The 19,300-nt window shown below is 68.5% G+C and carries 17 protein-coding genes; 10 read left to right on the top strand and 7 right to left on the bottom strand.

Annotated elements, in window-relative coordinates; all coding sequences use genetic code 11:
• Nucleotides 1-24: 24 nt before the first annotated feature.
• The 5 genes from ACO6VK_RS03090 (at nt 25) to ACO6VK_RS03070 (ending at nt 5,050) form a co-directional block, all read left to right on the top strand.
• Nucleotides 25-591, top strand: a complete 567-nt coding sequence (locus ACO6VK_RS03090; RefSeq protein ID WP_422505515.1) for a TetR/AcrR family transcriptional regulator — start codon at nt 25-27, stop codon at nt 589-591.
• Nucleotides 588-2,273: an MFS transporter gene (locus ACO6VK_RS03085; RefSeq protein WP_422505513.1), complete on the top strand. Its 1,686-nt coding sequence runs from the start codon at nt 588-590 to the stop codon at nt 2,271-2,273. The genes ACO6VK_RS03090 and ACO6VK_RS03085 overlap by 4 nt, the downstream gene beginning before the upstream one ends.
• Nucleotides 2,274-2,281: 8 nt before the next feature.
• Nucleotides 2,282-3,463 (top strand): HlyD family secretion protein, encoded by a 1,182-nt coding sequence (locus tag ACO6VK_RS03080; protein ID WP_422505511.1) that lies wholly within the window; start codon nt 2,282-2,284, stop codon nt 3,461-3,463.
• Nucleotides 3,464-3,579: 116 nt separating this feature from the next.
• Nucleotides 3,580-3,873, top strand: coding sequence for a helix-turn-helix domain-containing protein (locus ACO6VK_RS03075; protein WP_422505509.1), 294 nt, complete (start codon nt 3,580-3,582; stop codon nt 3,871-3,873).
• Complete coding sequence (locus tag ACO6VK_RS03070; RefSeq protein WP_422505507.1) at nt 3,866-5,050, top strand: type II toxin-antitoxin system HipA family toxin; 1,185 nt, start codon at nt 3,866-3,868, stop codon at nt 5,048-5,050. The genes ACO6VK_RS03075 and ACO6VK_RS03070 overlap by 8 nt, the downstream gene beginning before the upstream one ends.
• A 24-nt stretch (nt 5,051-5,074) precedes the next feature.
• Here the strand turns inward: ACO6VK_RS03070 and ACO6VK_RS03065 are convergent, their stop codons facing one another.
• Nucleotides 5,075-5,560, bottom strand: coding sequence for a Fur family transcriptional regulator (locus ACO6VK_RS03065; RefSeq protein WP_136004329.1), 486 nt, complete (start codon nt 5,558-5,560; stop codon nt 5,075-5,077).
• 16 nt (nt 5,561-5,576) lie between these two features.
• Nucleotides 5,577-6,980 (bottom strand): glutamate--tRNA ligase, encoded by a 1,404-nt coding sequence (gene gltX, locus ACO6VK_RS03060; protein ID WP_422505505.1) that lies wholly within the window; start codon nt 6,978-6,980, stop codon nt 5,577-5,579.
• 157 nt (nt 6,981-7,137) lie between these two features.
• Here gltX and ACO6VK_RS03055 point away from each other — a divergent pair, with 157 nt between their 5' ends.
• Entirely contained in the window at nt 7,138-7,767 is a 630-nt protein-coding gene (locus tag ACO6VK_RS03055; RefSeq protein WP_422505503.1) for a hypothetical protein, read from the top strand.
• Nucleotides 7,768-7,785: 18 nt separating this feature from the next.
• Here the strand turns inward: ACO6VK_RS03055 and ACO6VK_RS03050 are convergent, their stop codons facing one another.
• From ACO6VK_RS03050 to creB, 5 genes are all read right to left on the bottom strand, one after another.
• Nucleotides 7,786-9,402 (bottom strand): M28 family metallopeptidase, encoded by a 1,617-nt coding sequence (locus tag ACO6VK_RS03050; protein ID WP_422505501.1) that lies wholly within the window; start codon nt 9,400-9,402, stop codon nt 7,786-7,788.
• Nucleotides 9,403-9,526: 124 nt separating this feature from the next.
• On the bottom strand, nt 9,527-9,964 hold the full coding sequence (locus tag ACO6VK_RS03045; RefSeq protein WP_422505499.1) for a hypothetical protein: 438 nt from the start codon (nt 9,962-9,964) through the stop codon (nt 9,527-9,529).
• A 14-nt stretch (nt 9,965-9,978) separates the two neighbouring features.
• Entirely contained in the window at nt 9,979-11,298 is a 1,320-nt protein-coding gene (gene creD / locus ACO6VK_RS03040) for a cell envelope integrity protein CreD (protein WP_422505497.1), read from the bottom strand.
• Nucleotides 11,299-11,390: 92 nt separating this feature from the next.
• The gene (gene creC, locus ACO6VK_RS03035; RefSeq protein ID WP_422505495.1) at nt 11,391-12,851 is read right to left on the bottom strand and encodes a two-component system sensor histidine kinase CreC; all 1,461 of its coding nucleotides are present in this window, start codon (nt 12,849-12,851) and stop codon (nt 11,391-11,393) included.
• Nucleotides 12,852-12,853: 2 nt separating this feature from the next.
• Entirely contained in the window at nt 12,854-13,552 is a 699-nt protein-coding gene (creB, locus tag ACO6VK_RS03030; RefSeq protein WP_422505493.1) for a two-component system response regulator CreB, read from the bottom strand.
• A 45-nt stretch (nt 13,553-13,597) separates the two neighbouring features.
• Here creB and ACO6VK_RS03025 point away from each other — a divergent pair, with 45 nt between their 5' ends.
• From ACO6VK_RS03025 to ACO6VK_RS03010, 4 genes are all read left to right on the top strand, one after another.
• On the top strand, nt 13,598-14,455 hold the full coding sequence (locus ACO6VK_RS03025) for a 23S rRNA (adenine(2030)-N(6))-methyltransferase RlmJ (protein ID WP_422505492.1): 858 nt from the start codon (nt 13,598-13,600) through the stop codon (nt 14,453-14,455).
• A gap of 94 nt (nt 14,456-14,549) precedes the next feature.
• Nucleotides 14,550-15,095, top strand: a complete 546-nt coding sequence (locus tag ACO6VK_RS03020) for a GNAT family N-acetyltransferase (protein WP_017356031.1) — start codon at nt 14,550-14,552, stop codon at nt 15,093-15,095.
• Nucleotides 15,096-15,168: 73 nt separating this feature from the next.
• Entirely contained in the window at nt 15,169-18,636 is a 3,468-nt protein-coding gene (gene mfd / locus ACO6VK_RS03015) for a transcription-repair coupling factor (RefSeq protein WP_422505490.1), read from the top strand.
• 77 nt (nt 18,637-18,713) lie between these two features.
• Nucleotides 18,714-19,226, top strand: coding sequence for a hypothetical protein (locus ACO6VK_RS03010; RefSeq protein WP_422505488.1), 513 nt, complete (start codon nt 18,714-18,716; stop codon nt 19,224-19,226).
• Nucleotides 19,227-19,300: the final 74 nt, after the last annotated feature.

The raw sequence follows: 19,300 nt of genomic DNA, 5'->3' as shown, positions 1-19,300 counted from the left end.
GACACTTCTGTCCGAACATGGGCCATGCCTACCCAACGTGCCGACGCGGCCGCCCGCCGCGCCCAGATCCTCGATGCCGCCGACGCCGTGTTCGGCCAGCACGGCGTGACTGCCCCGCTGGACCTCGTGGTCGAACGCGCCCAGGTCGGGCGCGCCACCCTCTACCGCAACTTCCCCGACCGCACCGCGCTGGTGGAGGCCCTGCTGCAACGCACGGTCACCCGCATCCAGCGCCAGGTGCAGACGCTGGGTGACCGCGACGACGCTCTGTTCGAGGTGCTCGACGGCATGGCCGCGCGCATCGTGCAGTCGCCGGCGCTGTCGGACTACTGGCGCGCCGTCGACCCGGACGACCCCACCATCAAGACCGCGCGCGAAACCATCCGCGCCGTGCTGCGCGCGCCCATGCAGCGCGCCATCGCAGCAGGCCTGTGCCGCGCCGATCTCGATGTGACGGACATTTCACTGATCTCGGGCATGCTGGGAGCCGCGCTGCGTGGCAAGACCCGGGAAGAACGCGCCACGCTGGCCACGCGCGCCCTGCAGTTGCTGCGTGGTGGACTGCGGGGGCCTGATCACGGGGAGGGGTGATGCCGCAGTACCTCAAGCCGGTACCGGACTGGGAAGAACACGAGAAGCCGACCCTGCCCGGCTCGGCGTCCATGCCGTGGCATCCGCCGCACCGGCGCCTGGCCTACGCGCTGGTGGCGCTGCTGGTGGGCATCACCGGTGGGCTCGGCAACGCACTGGTCACCGCCAACCTTCCCTTCATGCAGGGCCAGCTCGGGCTCACGCCGGCACAGGGCAGCTGGCTGGTGGCGGCGTACGCGATGGTCAACGTGACCGCCAACCTGCTGGCCTTCAAATTCCGCCAGCAGTACGGCATCCGCCTCTTCGCCGAAATCGGGCTGGGCCTGTACGCCGCGCTGGCGGTCCTGCACCTGTTTGTCGGCAGCTACGAGACCACGCTGCTGACGCGCGCCGCCAGCGGATTCGCGGGTGCGGCCTGCAGCACGCTCGGCACGCTGTACATGCTGCAATCACTGCCGCGCCGCTACACCGGCAACCTGCTGGTGATCGGCGTGGGCATCTCGCAGCTGGCGATCCCGATCGCCTGGCTGGTGTCACCGGGCCTGGTCGATACCGGCCAATGGCACAACCTCTACCTGTTCGAAGCCGGGCTGGCGCTGTGCGCGTTCGCCGCGGTCGTCGTCCTCAAACTGCCGCCGGGTGCGCAGATCAAGGCGTTCGAGCCCTTGGATTTCCTGACCTTCGCCCTGCTCGCGCCGGCGGTGGGCCTGCTGGTGGTGGTGCTGGCCCAGGGCTATACGCGCTGGTGGTTCGACACCCCCTGGCTGGGCTGGGCGCTGGTGGCCGCGATCGTGCTGGGCACCACGGCCTTCATCATCGAACACTACCGGCGCAACCCGTTGCTGCAGACCCGCTGGCTGGCCAGCCTGCCGGTGCTGCACTTCATTGTCGGTGCGTTCCTGATCCGCTTCCTGACCACCGAGCAGTCCTACGGCGTGGTCGGGTTGATGCGCCAGCTCGGGATGGGCCCGGACCAGATGCGCCCGCTGTTCGGCGTGATCCTGGCCGGCGTGGTGACCGGCATCGCGGCGGCGTCGCTGACCTTCGGCCCGAAGCGGATCATTGCCCAACTGCTGATGGCGATCCTGCTGCTGGGCAGCGCCGCGTTCCTCGACCAGAGCCGGACCAGCCTGGACCGCCCGCACGACTTCTACGCCAGCCAGTTCCTGGCCTCGGTCGGCGCCGGCATGTTCATGGGCCCGCTGATCATGCTCGGCATCACCCAAGCCTTGAAGCAGGGCGTGGACCACATGATCACCTTTCTGGTCACGCTGTCGATCACCCAGACACTGGGTGGCCTGGCCGGTTCGGCGGTGCTGGGCACCTACCAGCTGCACCGCGAGCAGGTGTATTCCAGTGCGCTGGTCAGCCAGCTCGATCCGGCCGATGGCGTGGTGGCGCAGCGCCTGAAACAGCAGCAACAACTGTATGCCGGCCTGATCGCCGACCCGGTGCAGCGCAGCGCGCAGGGCACCGCGCAGTTGGCACTGACCACGCGCCGCGAGGCCAATGTGCGCGCGTTCAATGATGTGTTCACCCTCAGCGGCACGGTAGCGCTGGCCTTCCTGGGCTGGTTGCTGTTGCTCTCGGTGCGCACCGCCCTGCTCAAGCAATGGCGCAAGCGCCACCGCTCCGCCGTGTTCCCCTCCCCGCCGGCATCCCCGCCGGTCACCCCCCGATGAGTCCCGACATGCCCACTCCCCCGCCGCGCGACGACACCCCGCCCGACACGGTGAACCCGGCGCCGCCGACCGACGCGGCCCCGACCGGCACGCCCGCCGCGGCGGCACCGTCGGGGGTGCCCAAGTACCTCAAACCCAGCACGCGCAGCGTGGTGATCATGGTCGTGATCGCCCTGCTCGGGATCGCATTGATCCTGCGCGCGTGGTCGTTGTGGCCGTTCGACAGCACCCGGGTCAGCACCGACAACGCCTACGTGCGCGGCCAGATCACCGTGCTGGCGCCCCAGGTGAACGGCTACGTCACCGACGTGCTGGTCAAGGACTTCCAGTACGTGCGCAAGGGCGATGCGCTGGTGCGTATCGATGACCGCATCTACAAGGAGAAAGTGGCCCAGGCCCAGGCCGATCTGGACAGCGCGCGCGCCGCGCTGGCCAACTCCGACCAGACCCAGGCGCAGAACCGCGCGCAGATCGCCGCCGCGCAGGCCAACCTTGCCGCCGGCCAGAGCGAGCTGTCGCGCTCGCGCAACGAGCTCAAGCGCTACGAAGAACTGGCGGCGCAGCAGCTGGTCGCCCTCAACGACCGCGACAAGTTCCGTACCGGCGCGCAGTCCGCGCAGTCGGCGGTGCTGCAGTCGCAGGCGCAGATCCGCATCGCCGAGGAAACCCTGACCTCCACCCAGGTGGCCCGCAAAGGGCTGGAAGCCCGGGTGGAAACCGCGCAGGCACAGCTCGAACTGGCGCGCATCGACCTGGCCAACACCGTCATCCACGCGCCCCGCGATGGGCAGATCAGCGAAGCCTCGGTCCGTCTGGGTCAGTACGTCACCGCCGGCTCGCAGCTGCTGTTCCTGGTGCCCGATGCGCTGTGGGTGGTGGCCAACTTCAAGGAAGGCCAGACCTGGAAAATGCGCATCGGCCAAGCGGCCACCTTCTCGGTGGATGCCTTCGACGGCCAGCGCCTGCACGGCCATATCGAACAGATCGCCCCGGCTACCGGCTCGGAGTTCAGCGTGCTGCGCCCGGACAATGCCAGCGGCAACTTCACCAAGGTGGTGCAGCGCCTGCCGATCCGGATCGCCATCGACCCCGACCAGCCGCTGGCCAAGCGGCTGCGCCCGGGCATGTCGGTGGTGGTGCGGGTGGAGACGGCCGATGCCGGGGCGGCGGCGCAGGATTCGGGGCGATAGCACGCCGGTCACGCAATGTTCCATATACTGGACTTTCGCATGCCAATGATCCATATACCGCACATTATATGTGCTATATTCGGAACATCAGACACCTAAAGTCCCGAATATAGATCATGAACGACATCATTCTGGCACGTGTCGGACAGTCTCTCCGCGACCTCCGCAAGCAGCGGGGCCTGAGCCAGGTGCAGCTGGCGGACAAAGCCGGCACTACGCGTAAAGCGGTCATCAATGCCGAGAAGGGCGCGGCGGGACTCTCGCTGGGCACCTTTGTGGCAATGGTCGAGGCAATGGGCGCCGAGCTGACCACGGTGCCGGTACGCCGCCCCACCACCGACGAGATCCGTGCACTGCTGCAGGCGGAGCCGCGCGCGGCCACCGCGCACAAGATGAGCGGCCGTGATTGACCACCTGATCGCCACGACACCACAGGGCCCCGCCGGGGGGTTGTCGCGCGCGGAACGCTACCTGTTCGACTACGACCGGCATGCCGTGCCGGCCGCCGAGGTGGCGCTGGGCATGCCCCGGCGAAGCCTGCAGTACCAGTCGCCCACCCTGTTCCCGATCTTTCAGATGAATCTTCCGGAAGGCTTCGTGCTGGAGCGGTTGCGCGCACGGTTCGCCAAGACCTCCCGGCTTGATCCGATGATGCTGCTGGCACTGACCAGCGGAAGCGCAGGGATTGGCCGCGTGCGCCTGGCACTTCCGGACCCGATTGAACGCACCGCTCCCCCGATCGCGCTTGCCGATCTGCTGGCCAACGAGGGCACCGGCAATCTGTTCGAGCAACTGACCCAGGACTACCTGCTGCGCACGGGCATCTCCGGTGTGCAGCCCAAGCTGCTGGTGCCCGAGCAGGTCGATCCGCTGTACTACCAGGCGGCATTGTCCACGCCGGAACTGATCGTGAAGGCATCCGGCAACGGCTACGCCGGGCTGCCGATCAACGAGTTCGTGTGCATGAGCATCGCCCGTGAAGCGGGCATCCCGGTGGCGGAGTTCCACCTGTCCGAGGATCTCAACCGGTTCGTGATGCGCCGCTTCGACCGTGACGCCGCCGGTGCGCCGCTGGGCTTCGAGGACGCCGCGGTGCTGATGGGGCTCGATGCGGAGTCCAAGTACGACAGCAGCTATGAGAACGTGGCCACCGTGGTGGAGGCGTACTGCGATCCGGCCAACCGCGCCGCGTCGCTGGCCCAGCTGTTCGATCAGGTCGCCCTGTCGTGCATGGTCGGCAACGGCGATGCCCACCTGAAGAATTTCGGGCTGCTGTATGACCATCCGCAGTCGCAGGAGGTACGCCTTTCACCGGCATACGACATCGTGTGCACCACCTGCTACCTGCCTGACGACACGCTGGCGTTGTCGTTGAACCGACACCGCAACCTGTTCATGGCCCGGCTGGACCTGGTCGAGTTCGGCCGGTCGCGCTGCCGTGTTGACGACCCGAAGAGCCGCATCGCGCGTCTGCTGACCGCGATGGAAGCGAATCTGTACGAGCACGCGGAGCTGATCCGCCGCGTGCCGCAGCTGACTGGCGAACTGACCCGCCGCATGCAGCAGGTCGCACGCCTGCTGGACTGATGCCCCGTCACAGCGGGGGTGGCGTTACCCCGCGCAGCGCGCGCAGAGGCCGTGTACTTCCAGGGTCTGTGCCTGCGGCTGGAAACCAAGCTCCTTGGCGCGCTTCTCCAACTGGCTGACGATCTCGCGGTCTTCCAGTTCCACCGCGCTGTGGCAGCTGTTGCAGATCAGGAACGGCACCGAGTGCTGCGCGCTGCTCGGGTGGTGGCACGCCACGAAGGCGTTCACCGATTCGAGCTTGTGCACGAAGCCGTTGGCCATCAGGAAGTCCAGCGCGCGGTACACGGTGGGCGGGGCATCAGCGCCCACGCCCTTGCCGTTGCGCACCCACTCGAGCAGCTCGTAGGCCTTGACCGGTTTGCCGGCCTCGGCGATCAGGCGCAGCACGTTGGCGCGGATGGGCGTCAGGCGCAGTCCGCGCTCGATGCACACGCGTTCGACCACCTTCACGAAATCCGAGGCATCGTGAACATGGTGGTGCGGGGCGGTACAAGCGGTCTTGGCGGACATGCGCGGTCTCCGGTTATCAGGCCGTCGGTACTTTAGTGAGTGCGGCGTCGATGCGTTTCAAGGCCTCTTCACGCCCGGCCAGGAACACGGTCTGGGAAATGTCGGGGCTGACCTGGGTGCCGGTGATGGCCACGCGCAGCGGCTGGGCGACCTTGCCCATGCCGATCTCCAGCGCGGTGGCCACGTCGTGCAGGGCCGCCGAGACGCTGTCGACGGTCCACTCCCCGGCCGCGGCAAGCAGCTCGCGGGCCTTGCCCAGCGGCAGTTCCGCGCCCGGCTTGAAGTGCTTGGCCACCGCCGCGTCGTCGTAGTCGGTCAGCGGCTGGTACCAGACCACGGCCTTCTCGGCCATTTCCTTCAGCGTCTGCACGCGATCGCGCAGGGCCACCACCACGTCGGCCGGCGCCGGGCCTGCCGCCAGGTCCAGGCCCAGCTTGTTCAGCTGGTAGACCAGGTGCGGTGCGATGTCGGCCGGGTCCACGGTCTTCAGGAAGTGCTGGTTGACCCAGCCCAGCTTGGCCATGTCCAGGCGCGCGGCCTTGGAGTTGCAGTGGGTCACGTCGAACAGGTCGATCAGCTCCTGGCGGGTGAACAGCTCCTGGTCGCCGTGCGACCAGCCCAGGCGGGCCAGATAGCTCAACAGCGCGTCGGGCAGGTAGCCGGCATCCTTGTACTGCATCACGTCGGCCGCGCCGGTGCGCTTGGACAGCTTGGCGCCCTGCTCGTCCAGGATCATCGGCATGTGGCCGAACTTCGGCACCGGCGCGCCGATGCCTTCGTACAGGTTGATCTGGCGCGGGGTGTTGTTGATGTGGTCGTCGCCGCGGATGACTTCGCTGATGCGCATGTCCCAGTCGTCCACCACCACCGCGAAGTTGTAGGTGGGGAAGCCATCCGGACGGAAGATCACCATGTCGTCGAGTTCACTGTTGGCGATCTCGATGCGGCCCTTGATCAGGTCGTCGAACACCACCGTGCCCTCAAGCGGATTCTTGAAGCGGATCACGCGGTTGGGGTCGTCGCGGTAGGGCAGGCCCAGCTCGCGCGCGGCGCCGTTGTAACGCGGCTTCTCCTGGCGGGCCATCGCGGCCTCGCGCATCGCGTCCAGCTCTTCCTTGGTCTCGTAGGCGTAATAGGCCTTGCCGTCGGCAACCAGCTGCTCGGCCACCGCCTTGTAACGGGCAACGCGGTCGGTCTGGTAGATCGGGCCTTCGTCGTAGCCAAGGCCCAGCCAGTCCATTGCCTCCAGGATCGCGTCGATCGCGCCCTGGGTGCTGCGTTCACGGTCGGTGTCCTCGATGCGCAGCACGAACTCGCCGCCCCGGTGGCGGGCCTCCAGCCAGCAGTACAGCGCGGTGCGGGCGCCACCGATATGCAGGTAACCGGTGGGACTGGGGGCAAAGCGGGTGCGGCAGATCATGGAGGGCTCGGGGAACGGGAATCCCGGCAATTTTACCCGCCTGCGGCCGCTCATGCGAAAACCGGCCGATTCCTAAAGATTTCCGGTGCCTGCCCTGCTTTCATGGCAGCGCGGTGGCACGCCCGCCGTCCTGCATCCCGCACTGCCGGAGGTTCCCATGCACCACCCTGCTCCCCCCCGCGTCCCCGCCCTGCATGTCGCCGCGCCCGCCAGCGCGCTGGTGCTCGCGTTGGGGGTGGTGATGATGGCGGTGGTCAGCTGGCCGGAAGTACCCGTGCCGCCCGGCCCGGTGATGCCGCGGGTCCAGGCGACGCGTCTGGCCCCGTGGATCGCCCGCGTGCTGGAACCGCCCCTGCAGTCCCGCCTGATGGCCGGGCCGCCCGGCGAGGTCGACACCCCGCTGCGTGCGCTGGGCGGGCTCCTGTCCGACGACACCGCGTTCGATGCGCTGCTGGAGGAGTGGCGACGGCGGCACGACCGTCCCGATCCTCGCACCGTGGCGCTGCTGCACCAGGGGCTCGACGCCTACCTTGCGACCCTGCTGCCGCCGCTGTCGCTGCACACCCTGGCCTGCGATGCGTCGCTGTGTCTGGCGGGCCTGTCCGGGTCCCAGCGGACCCAGGACCTGCTGGCGCGGCAATTGATGGCGATCGACCAGGACGGGCACGCCCCGTTGCAGGCCATGCACGTGCATGAACTGCCCGCCAGCGCCGACACCGGGCCACGCCAGTTCCGCCTGGCCCTGGCCCGCACGGCGGCGCCCTCCGGCGCCGCCGCTGCACCATGAGGGGCCGGCAGCGCCGGCTCAGGGCGCGAGCAGCGGCTTGCGCGGCAGCTTCTCGTCGCGCATCGCGGCGTGGTAGACGAAGGACGCCACGATGGCCGCTGCCTGCTTGAGGTCTTCCGGCTCGGCGTGGTCCCAGGTGTCCAGATTGCTGTGGTGCACGTTGCTGAAGTAGTCCAGGCGGTCCTGGATGAACTGGAAGCCGGGCAGGCCCACACGATCGAAGGCGATGTGATCGGTGCTGCCGGTGTTGCGCGTGGCGACGGTGGTCGCGCCGACATCGTGGAACGGCGCCAGCCACGCTTCGAAGATCGGCACGGCCGCCAGATTTTCCTGCGCGTAGATGCCACGGAAGCGGCCCGAGCCGTTGTCCATGTTGAAGTACGCCGAGAACCGGTCGTAATCGCGCTGGCGCTGCAGCGCACCGGTCGGTTCGCGCATCGAGGCCGGCAGCGACAGCTGCTGCGGGTCGGTCGGCTCCGGGTAGCGAGCCAGGTGCCGCGAGACATAGTCCTGCGACCCCACCAGCCCCTGCTCCTCACCGCTCCACAACGCCACGCGGATGGTGCGCTTGGGCTTGGCGCCCACCGCCTTGAGGATGCGCATGGCTTCCATCATCACCGCCACGCCGGCGGCGTTGTCGGCCGCGCCGGTACCGGTGTGCCACGAATCCAGGTGCGCGCCGAGCATCACGATCTCGTCGGCCTTGCTGCTGCCGCGGATCTCGGCCAGCGTGTTGTAGCCGGGCTGGTCGGTGTCGTCGGTGAAACGCGCCTGGACGTCCACGCGCAGCTTTACCGGCTGCTTGTGGTCCAGCGCGCGCACCAGCTGGTTGTAGTGCTCGGCCATCATCGCCAGTTCCGGCACGCCGACCGGCTCGCCGGCCTTGCGCGACCCACCGCCGCCGACACGGATGATGCCGTTGTCCCAGCCGCTGATGCTGATCGTTGCCAGCACGCCCTGTTCGGCGAAGAACGCATTGGTGGCACGGGTCAGCGCCTGCCTCTCCAGGTATTCCTTGGCCTTCTTGGCACGGTCGGCCTTGGCGTCGGCCACGTCCTTGGGCACCGCGAACACCTGCAGCTCGGCCAGGCCGGCCTCGTCATGGCGGTGCGAGTCGGCGCTGCTGGCGCGTGCGTAATCGCGTGCATCGTTGAGCAGCAGGATTTTGCCGGCCAGCTTGCCCTTGTACTGGTCGAGGTCGGCGAGCTTCTTGATGTCGACCTTGATCACCTCGCCTTCCACCGGACCACGCGTGCCGGGCGTCCACGCCTTGGGCAGCGCATACAACGGGGTCACCCGCGGGCTGAGCATCTCGACGTTGGCGTTGCTGAATTCCCAGCCGCGGCCGAACGCATCGAAGGCTTCGTCGTGCACGTTCTGCAGGCCCCAGTCCGTGAACCGGCTGCGGGTCCAGGCATTGGCCTCGGTCATCGCCGGGGAGTTGGTCAGGCGCGGACCGATCTGTTCGGTCAGATGGCTGAAGGTCGCCATCACCTGCGAGCGGTGGAATGCTTCCTGCCGGATGCGGCTGACCATGTCCAGGTCCACCGGCTCCTTCGCCTGCGCACCGACGCCGCCACTCAGCGCCAGGGCCAGGGCAAGCACGCCCCACTTCACCGCGTTCCGCTTGAACATGCTCCGCTTCAACTCGACCACCCCTCGTTGCACGGCACGCGCCGCGACAGGCGAGTCTAGCCGGCGGCGCGCCCGGCGCCCGCGGGCCATCAGTCATGGGTGCACCGATGCCACCGCGTTGCGCTCACGCGCGCCAGCCGTACCAGAGCACCCCCTGGACCGGCATCAGCAGCAACCAGCGGCTGCGGTCGATGGCGGCACTGGCGTACACCGGCGTGTACTGCGGCCAGTCGACAGGGAGCCCGTCGATACCGGCCTCCGCAAGCGCGGCCGCGCCTTCCTGCCACGGCCGGTACGCGGCGCATCCCGCCGGCTGCGGCAAGCTGCCGCGGGCCTGGCGCGCATCGCGCAGGAAGGCCAGCCCGCGCGCGAGCAACGCCGCGCGGGTCTCGGCCGCAATCGAGAAGCGCATCAGGCCGGGCGCGACGCGCGCACCCGGCAAAGCCTGCAACGGGGAGGGCCAACCGTCGCCGGCGCCCTCCCCGGCCAGCAGCGCGCACCGCCCCAGACGGGCCGGCAGGGCGCGGCTGGCGCGCTCCTGCAGGCGGCGGGAAGTGATCATCATCGTCTCCCTGCTTACTTGAGGCTGGCGCCCAGCTCGTACCAGTCCACCCGGCGGGTGATCCACATCGCCGAGGCCAGCACCGCGAACAGCAGCAGCGACCCCATCAGCAGCGCGTTGTTCTCCGAGATCAGCAGGCCATACAGCGCGCCGTACAACACGCTGAGCATGGCGGCAAAGCCCAGCCCGCGTTTCCAGCTGTGCAGCACACCGGACAGATACACCGCCTGCACGCCGATGCACGCCACCGCCGAGACCGCATACGCCATCCAGAACGGAATGTGCTCGGACAGGCTCAGCAGCAGCAGGAAGAACACCGCCAGGCCCAACCCCACCATCAGGTACTGCAGCGGGTGGATGCGCAAGTGCTTGATCAGCTCGAACAGGATGAAGCCGACGAAGGTCAGCACGATGAACAGGATGCCGTACTTGCTGGCACGGTCGGCCTGCGTATACACGTCCACCGGATTGACCAGCTCCACGCTGACCGATTCAATCTCGACATCGCCAGCGCTGCGCAGCTGCTGCTGCGCCCGCGACGCCAGCGAAGACACCGCCCACTGTGCGTCGAAGCCCTGCGCATCCACCTTGCGCTGGTTGGGCAGGAAGCTGCCGCCGAACAGCGGATGCGGCCAGGGCGAACGCAATGCGATGCGGCTGTCGTCGCCGACCGGCACCACCGCCAGCGAGCGGCTGCCATCCAGCACCAGCGTCAGCTCCACCGTGCTGGCCTTCAGCACGCCACCGCGGTTGTCGTCGAACGCGGCCAGATCCACGTGGAGGCCGGTGGAGATGTTGCGCACCGGGCCCGGATCGGGCAACAGGTCCAGCGCCTTGCCATCCACCTGCAGCTGCGGCGAGCCGACCAGGCCACGCACGTCGGCGATGCCCACGGTCAGGTACGGCGTGCCATACACGCGGCCGTCCTTGGCGGGATAGTCGTCGTCGGCGAACTCGGCGGTGATGGTGGCGTTCCAGCTGTACACCGGCACCCGGAACAGGCCGACACGGCGCTCATCCGGCTGCATCCGGCCGTCCACCTGCAGCTTGGACGGCATCTGCAGCCACTCGCCCTGCTCGACCTGCTTTTCCTTCTTTTTGGTGCCGGCCGCATCCACCACCTCGACCTCGCGGGTCTCGGTCCACGGCACCACGCGGATCGGACCGGTCAGCGTCTGCGCGCCGGCCCGGCTCTGCGCGACACGCTGATAGGCCTCGTTGCGATACGCCTCGCGTTCGTTGATTACGCCTTTGATCAGCGCCAGGGGAATCAGCAGCAACAGGATCAGCCCGCCGACAATGGCGAACCGCAACAGCATCTTCAGGGATTTCATCGCCCGTCCTCGGTTGGGAGGGCGCCAGCGTCGCGCACGGCGATGTGCGGGGTTTGTGCTGAACTTGAAGTCTGTGTGAAGTCCCTGCGCGCTCAGCGGCGCGCGGGTGCCGACGGCGGCCGCAGCGGCAGCCACAACACCGCCTGCGCACCGCCGCCATCGCGGTTGCGCAGGCTGGCACGGCCGCCGTGCAGCCGCGCCACTTCCTGGACGAACGACAGGCCCAGCCCGGAACTGCGCTGGCCGGTTGCCGGCCGCGCCAGCGAATAGAAGCGCTCGAACACGCGCTCCAGGGCGTAGTCGGGCACGCCGCTGCCGTGATCGTCCACCTGCAATGCGATGCCGCCGTCGGCGGCCTGTGCACGCACCGCGATGTCGCTGCCGGGCGGCGCGAAGGCCACGGCGTTCTCCAGCAGGTTGTTCAATGCCTGGCGCAGCAGGTAGCGGTCGCCCTGCAGGTCCGGCGCATGCGGCGCGTGCACCGTGATGGTCACGCCGGCGGCCTGGGCGCGCACGGCGACCGCATCGGCAGCGGCCTGCAGCAACGGCGCCAGGGCGATGCGTTCCTGCTTCTGCAGCCAGCCGTACTGCTCCACTTCGGCCAGCGCCAGCAGCTTGTCGATGGTTTCGGTCAGGCGCTGTGCCTGGCCCTGGATGCTGCGCGCGAAGTGCTCGCGGTCGGCATCGGGCAACGGCTCCTGCAGCAGTTCGGCCGCCCCGCGGATGGCCGCCAGCGGGCTCTTCATTTCGTGGGTCAGCGATTGCACGTACTGCTCCACGTAAGCCTTGCCTTCCAGCTTGCGGCGCATGGTTTCCAGCGCCTGGCCGAGGTCGCCGATCTCATCGCGGCGTGGCTTCGGTGGCGGCACCGGCTCGCCTGCACTGACCGCCTTGGCATAGCGGTTGAGGCGGTTGACGCCGTGCATCAGCCAGCCCGTCATCAGCAGCCCGATCAGCGCCGACAGTCCGATCAGCCACGCCCCGCGCTTGATGATCGCGCGCTGGCTGGCGGCGATGAACGGGTCGATGCTGCGGTTGGGCTGGGCCAGGCTGAGTACACCGATCAGGGTGCGGCCATCGGCCGGGTCCAGGATCGGTGCGGCCACATGCATCACCGACTGGGTCTCATCGCCCGGCGTCTCCGGGCTGGAACGTGCGCCGTACTCGCCGCGCAGCGTGCGGTAGACATCGTTCCAGCGTGAGTTGTCGCGGCCGACGTCGCGGCCCTTGGAGTCGTAGACCACGATGCCCTTGGCATCGGTGATGGTCACCTGGTAATCCAGCGTGCGTTTGGGAAAGCGCCACACCATCGCCTTGGGATCGCGCTGTTGTGCGCGCGCCAGATTGGCCACGAACGTGCCATTGCGCAGCCTGCCGGCCTTGAGGTCGGCCGCTGCCATTTCCGCCAGCACGTTGGCCGCGTCGACCAGGGTCGACTCCATCGCCTGGCGTACGCCCGGCTTCACTTCGTTGACGAAGATGCGCATCACGAAGAACGCGGCGATGCCCACGATCAGGAAGAAGCCCAGGAACAGTTTGAGGCCCAGGCGCACGGTTACGCCTCCAGCGCGTAGCCCAGCCCGCGATGGGTGCGGATCGGGTCGGGATCGGCACCTGCGGCGCGCAGCTTGGCGCGCAGGGTCTTCACGTGGGTGTCCACGGTGCGGTCGGCGCTGTCGGCGTCGCTGTCCCAGCCGCGGTCCATCAGCTGGGCACGGCTGAGAATCGCCCCGGGGCGCTGCAGCAGCGCCGCCATCAGCGCGTATTCGTAGCGGGTCAGGTCCAGCGGCTGCTCGCCGAAACGGATCCGGCGGCCCTCGCGGTCGATCGCAAAGCGCCCGAGCTGCTGCCAGCCTGCAGCCTCGGCCACCGCACCGGCCGCCCCGGCACGGCGCAGCCGCGCGCGCACCCGCGCCACCAGCTCGCGTGGCGAGAACGGTTTGGCCATGTAATCGTCCGCGCCCAGCTCCAGGCCCAGCACCCGGTCGAACTCGTCGTTGCGCGCGGTCAGGAAGATCACCGGCACCTCGCTGAAGGCGCGCAGGCGGCGGCAGACCTCGAAGCCGCTCATGTCCGGCAGGCCCACATCCAACACCACCAGGTCATAGGCCTGCTGGCGCAGCTGGGCCAGGGCGTCGTTGCCGAGCAGGCAATGGCGGGCGGCGTAGCCTTCGCTGCGCAGCGCATACAGAACGGTATCGGCGATGGCCGTTTCGTCCTCGACCACCAGGACGTTGTGCAGGGGGTGGCTCATCTGCCCAGCATAGCCGCTGGCGCCCCCGCCCCGTACACTGCGCCGATGAACTACCGCCACGCCTTCCATGCCGGCAACCATGCCGACGTGCTCAAGCACGTCGTCCAGCTTGCCCTGCTCGACACCTTCAAGCGCAAGGACAGCCCGTTCTTCGTGCTCGATACCCACGGCGGCGCTGGCCGCTACCTGCTGGCCAGCGAGGAAAGCCGCAAGACCCTGGAGGCCCAGGACGGGGTGATGCGCCTGATGGCCCAGCCGCAGCTGCCGGCCGTGATCGAGCGCTACCTCAAGGCCGTCCAGGCCGACAATCCGGTCGGCGCCATGATCAGCTACCCCGGCTCCCCGCTGCTCACCGCCCAGACCCTGCGCGAGCAGGACCGCATGGCGGTCTGCGAAGTGCAGGACGATGAAGTGGCCTCGCTCAAGGCCCTGTTCGCCCACGATGCCCGGGTCGGGGTGTACCACGCCGACGGCTACGCCCAGAACAAGGCCCTGCTGCCGCCCAAGGCCAACGGGGTCAAGATCGGCCGCGGGCTGGTCCTGATCGACCCGCCCTACGAGGCGCAGGACGCCGAGTACCAGCGCATCCTGGCATCGGTGACCGAGATCCTCGGTCGCTGGCCGCAGGCCACCTTCGCGATCTGGTTCCCGATCAAGCAGCGCCGCAGCATCCTGCACTTCCTGCGCAAGGCGGTGGCCCTGCCGGTCCGCTCGGCACTGACCGTCGAGCTGCTGATCCGGCCCGACGACTCCCCGCTGCGGCTGAATGGCAGCGGCATGCTGCTGCTCAACCCGCCGTGGCAGTTCGACCAGGTCCTGGCCCCGGCCATGCCGGCGCTGAAGCAGCACCTGGGCGAGGCAGGCGCCTCGACCCGCCTGCAGTGGCTCAAGCAGGCCGAATGAGCCCCGCCGCCGGGGCGGTGGCCTGTGAGCGTTCCGTTCACGGAAGCCGGCCCCGGGGATGCGAGAATCCGAAGACCACCAAGGAACCACCGGTATGGCTACCCGTAACCGCATGCCGCCCTGGCACGAGACCTTCAAGGCCCCCAGCGGCCATGAGCTGTTGATCCGTCCGATCCGCCCGGAAGACGGTGCGCCCCTGCACGCCGCCTTCAGCCTGTTCGGCCCGGAGGAGATCCGCGACCGTTTCCTGCAGTCGGTGACCGAACTGTCCCCGGAAACCACGCAGCGGCTGACCCACCCCAACCCCAAGACCGAGATCACGCTGGTCGCGGCGGAGTCGCTGCCGGCCGGTGAGGCCGTGGTCGGCGCGGTCGCACGCGCCTCGATCATCCAGGGCACCCGCGAAGCCGAGTACGCGATCCTGGTCAGCCGTTTCCTGGTCGGCCAGGGTCTGGGCCGCCAGTTGATGCGCAAGCTGGTCAAGTGGGCCCGCGGCAAATACCTGGACCGCCTCTACGGCGACGTCGCCGAAGAGAACGAGCCGATGAAGCAGCTGGCCGCTTCGCTGGGCTTCCAGCCCGTTCCGCACCCGCAGGGCACGCCCGGCCTGGTGCGCATGGTGCTCGAGCTCGACAGCTGACGTAGTGCCGGCCGCTGGCCGGCAATACGGCGTCCACGGTCGTGGCCGCGCGGTCTGCTAAAATCGGCGGTTCATGTCACGCACCTCCCATCCCGCACCGCCGCTGCCACGTTCCGGACAGCTCCGCGCCTGGTGGCGCGCTCCCGCTTCGGCCACTGCGCTGGCGTGGTATGTCGCGCGTGCCGCGCAGGCCCATGACGGGCCGTTGCTGGTCATCGCCCGTGACAACCACGGCGCCAACCAGATCGAAGCGGACCTGCGGACCCTGCTGGGCAGCAGCGCCGATCTGCCGGTGGTGGCCTTCCCGGACTGGGAGACGCTGCCCTACGATGCGTTCAGCCCGCACCCGGACATCATTTCCCAGCGCCTGGCGGCACTGCACCACCTGCCCACGCTGCGCCGCGGCATCGTCGTGGTGCCGGTGCAGACGCTGCTGCAGCACCTGGCGCCGCTGAAATACATCGTCGGTGGCAGCTTCGACCTGAAAGTTGGACAACGCCTGGACCTGGACGCGGAAAAGCGCCGTCTGGAATCGGCCGGCTACCGCAATGTGCCGCAGGTGATGGACCCGGGCGACTTCGCCGTGCGCGGTGGGCTGCTCGACGTCTACCCGATGGGCGCCGACGCGCCGTTGCGGGTGGAACTGCTGGACGAGGACATTGATTCGATCCGCGCCTTCGACCCGGAGTCGCAGCGCTCGCTGGACAAGGTCGATGCGGTGCGGATGCTGCCCGGCCGCGAAGTACCGCTGGACGACGCCAGCGTGGCGCGGGTGCTGGCCACCCTGCGCGAACGCTTCGACGTGGATACGCGGCGCAGTGCGCTCTACCAGGACCTCAAGTCCGGTCTCGCGCCTGCCGGCGTGGAGTATTACCTGCCGCTGTTCTTCGACCAGACCGCTACGCTGTTCGACTACCTGCAGCCCAACGTGCTGCCGCTGGTGGCACCGGGCGTCGGCGACGCCGCGGCGGCATTCTGGGCGCAGACCCAGAACCGCTATGAACAGCGCCGCCACGACGTGGAGCGGCCGCTGCTGGCACCGCAGGAGCTGTACCTCAGCCCCGAGGAGCTCAATGCCCGCCTCAATGCGCTGCCGCGCGTGGAAGTGTGGGCCGCCGATCACCCGCGCATCGCCGAGGCGCACGCGCTGGGCGACCAGCCCCTGCCGCCACTGCCGGTGGCCGCGCGCGACGCGCCGGCCGGCGAGGCGCTGAAATCGTTCATTGGCCATTATCCCGGCCGCGTGCTGATCGCCGCGGACTCGCCAGGACGCCGCGAGGCGCTGCTGGAAGTGCTGCAGGCCGCCGAGCTGAAACCGCCGGTGGTCGCCGACCTGCCGACGTTCCTGGCCCAGCCGGACCTGCGCCTGGCCATCACCGTGGCGCCGCTGGAAGACGGCTTCGCGCTGGACGACCCGGCGCTGGCGGTACTGACCGAACGCCAGCTGTTCCCCGAGCGCGCCGGCCAGACCCGCCGCAGCCGCCGCGTCGGGCGCGAGCCCGAAGCGATCATCCGTGATCTGGGCGAGCTCACCGAAGGCGCGCCGATCGTCCATGAGGATCACGGCGTGGGCCGTTACCGCGGCCTGATCGTGCTCGACGCCGGCGGCATGCCCGGCGAGTTCCTCGAAATCGAATACGCCAAGGGCGACCGCCTGTATGTGCCGGTCGCCCAGCTGCACCTGATCAGCCGCTACTCCGGCGCCTCGGCCGAGACCGCACCGCTGCATTCGCTCGGTGGCGAGCAGTGGACCAAGGCCAAGCGCAGGGCAGCCGAGAAGGTCCGCGATGTGGCTGCCGAGCTGCTGGAGATCCAGGCCCGTCGACGCGCCCGCGCCGGCCTGGCGCTGCACGTGGACCGCACGATGTACGAACCGTTCGCGGCCGGTTTCCCGTTCGAGGAAACCCCGGACCAGCTCGCCGCGATCGATGCCACCCTGCGCGATCTGGCCAGCAGCCAGCCGATGGACCGCGTGGTGTGCGGCGACGTCGGCTTCGGCAAGACCGAAGTGGCCGTGCGCGCTGCGTTCGCCGCCGCCAGCGCCGGCAAGCAGGTGGCCGTGCTGGTGCCGACCACGCTGCTGGCCGAGCAGCACTACCGCAACTTCCGCGACCGCTTCGCCGACTGGCCGCTGCGGGTGGAAGTGCTGTCGCGCTTCAAGACCACCAAGGAAATCAAGGCCGAGCTGGAGAAGGTCGCCGCCGGCACCATCGACGTGATCATCGGCACCCACCGCCTGCTGCAGCCGGACGTGAAGTTCAAGGACCTGGGCCTGGTGGTGGTCGATGAGGAACAGCGCTTCGGCGTGCGCCAGAAGGAAGCGCTGAAGGCGATGCGCGCCAATGTGCACCTGCTGACGTTGACCGCCACGCCGATCCCGCGGACGTTGAACATGGCGATGGCCGGGCTGCGCGACCTCTCGATCATTGCCACCCCGCCGCCGAACCGGCTGGCGGTGCAGACCTTCATCACCGCCTGGGACAACGCGCTGCTGCGCGAAGCGTTCCAGCGCGAACTGGCGCGTGGCGGCCAGCTGTATTTCCTGCACAACGATGTGGAAAGCATCGGCCGCATGCAGCGCGACCTGGCCGAGCTGGTGCCCGAAGCGCGCATCGGCATCGCCCACGGGCAGATGCCCGAACGCGAGCTGGAACGGGTCATGCTCGATTTCCAGAAGCAACGCTTCAACGTGCTGCTGTCGACCACGATCATCGAATCGGGCATCGACATCCCCAACGCCAACACCATCATCATCAACCGCGCCGACCGCTTCGGCCTGGCCCAGCTGCACCAGCTGCGCGGCCGCGTCGGCCGTTCGCATCACCGTGCCTACGCCTACCTGGTGGTGCCGGACAAGCGGTCGATGACCCCGGACGCCGAGAAGCGGCTGGAGGCGATCGCCTCGATGGACGAACTGGGCGCCGGCTTCACCCTGGCCACGCACGACCTGGAAATCCGCGGTGCCGGCGAACTGCTCGGCGAGGACCAGAGCGGGCAGATGGCCGAGGTCGGCTTCAGCCTGTACACCGAACTGCTCGAGCGCGCGGTGCGCAGCATCCGGCTGGGCAAACTGCCCGACCTGGACGCCGGCGAGGAAGCGCGCGGCGCGGAAGTGGAGCTGCATGTGCCGGCGTTGATTCCTGACGACTACCTGCCCGATGTGCACACCCGCCTGACCCTGTACAAGCGCATCAGCAGCGCGCGCGATCCGGCCGACCTGCGCGAACTGCAGGTGGAGATGATCGACCGCTTCGGGTTGCTGCCCGATCCGGCCAAGCACCTGTTCGCGGTGGCCGAGCTGAAGCTGCAGGCCAACGCGCGCGGCATCCGCAAGCTCGAACTGGGCGAGAACGGCGGCCGCATCGTGTTCGATGCCAAGCCGGACATCGACCCGATGGCGGTCATCCAGCTGATCCAGAAGCAGCCCAAGCTGTACAGCATGGACGGCCCGGACAAGCTGCGCATCCGCCATCCCCTGCCCCTGCCCGAAGACCGCTTCAGCGCCGCCAGGGCGCTGCTGCTGACCCTCGCACCGGGCTGACCGCTCCCCCGACCCCCTCCGCTCAGCGGGCCGGAGGGGTTCACCCTGTTCTTCAGCCCGCGACAAGGAGAGTTGCTTTGAAACGATTCCATTACCTGCTGCTGGCCGCCGTACTGGCCCTGCTGACCGCCTGCGGTGGCGGCATGAGCGCCCGCGACTACCTCACCGAGAACGTCGCGTACTGGAACGGCACCACCAGCACCGTGCAGCAGTGGACCGTCGGGCCGCAGAGCGAACAGCTGCAGCGCGCGCTGCAGGAAGGCAAGGGCCTTGGCACCTTCAAGTTCGCGCTGGGCAATGCGCGGAAGGAACAGCAGGACCGCCTGGTCAGCATCGACCAGATGCCGCCGTCCGACGACGCCAAGGACCTGCACCAGAAGCTGCGCACCTATGTGCAGACCGCCGAGGAACTGTTCGGTGTGCTGCTGCAGATTGCCGAACTGCCGGACGGCTACAGCCAGGAGCAGATCGCGCCGATGGCCGAGAAGCTGACCGCCATCGGTGAGCGCATGGACGTGGAAATGCAGTCCCTGAGCGATGCCCAGGATGCCTACGCCAAGCAGCACCGCATCAACCTGCAGAAGCATTGATCCACCCGGTCCCGGGGACACAGTGGCAGGGAACCCTTAAGGCGTGACCCCGACCAATCCCCCCCCCCACCCCC

It is taken from the genome of Stenotrophomonas sp. GZD-301 (genome assembly GCF_049310345.1).
Classification (GTDB): domain Bacteria; phylum Pseudomonadota; class Gammaproteobacteria; order Xanthomonadales; family Xanthomonadaceae; genus Stenotrophomonas.
This window is presented reverse-complemented; position numbering and strand designations above follow the sequence as displayed.

Bases quoted from the DNA above. Each gene is read 5' to 3' on its own strand.
- ACO6VK_RS03025 (WP_422505492.1), top strand. From the start codon at position 13,598: ATGAACTACCGCCACGCCTTCCATGCCGGCAACCATGCCGACGTGCTC.
- ACO6VK_RS03090 (WP_422505515.1), top strand. From the start codon at position 25: ATGCCTACCCAACGTGCCGACGCGGCCGCCCGCCGCGCCCAGATCCTC.
- ACO6VK_RS03045 (WP_422505499.1), bottom strand. From the start codon at position 9,964: ATGATCACTTCCCGCCGCCTGCAGGAGCGCGCCAGCCGCGCCCTGCCG.
- ACO6VK_RS03065 (WP_136004329.1), bottom strand. From the start codon at position 5,560: ATGTCCGCCAAGACCGCTTGTACCGCCCCGCACCACCATGTTCACGAT.
- ACO6VK_RS03055 (WP_422505503.1), top strand. From the start codon at position 7,138: ATGCACCACCCTGCTCCCCCCCGCGTCCCCGCCCTGCATGTCGCCGCG.
- ACO6VK_RS03050 (WP_422505501.1), bottom strand. From the start codon at position 9,402: ATGTTCAAGCGGAACGCGGTGAAGTGGGGCGTGCTTGCCCTGGCCCTG.
- ACO6VK_RS03020 (WP_017356031.1), top strand. From the start codon at position 14,550: ATGGCTACCCGTAACCGCATGCCGCCCTGGCACGAGACCTTCAAGGCC.
- creB (WP_422505493.1), bottom strand. From the start codon at position 13,552: ATGAGCCACCCCCTGCACAACGTCCTGGTGGTCGAGGACGAAACGGCC.
- ACO6VK_RS03080 (WP_422505511.1), top strand. From the start codon at position 2,282: ATGCCCACTCCCCCGCCGCGCGACGACACCCCGCCCGACACGGTGAAC.
- creD (WP_422505497.1), bottom strand. From the start codon at position 11,298: ATGAAATCCCTGAAGATGCTGTTGCGGTTCGCCATTGTCGGCGGGCTG.
- gltX (WP_422505505.1), bottom strand. From the start codon at position 6,980: ATGATCTGCCGCACCCGCTTTGCCCCCAGTCCCACCGGTTACCTGCAT.
- mfd (WP_422505490.1), top strand. From the start codon at position 15,169: ATGTCACGCACCTCCCATCCCGCACCGCCGCTGCCACGTTCCGGACAG.
- ACO6VK_RS03075 (WP_422505509.1), top strand. From the start codon at position 3,580: ATGAACGACATCATTCTGGCACGTGTCGGACAGTCTCTCCGCGACCTC.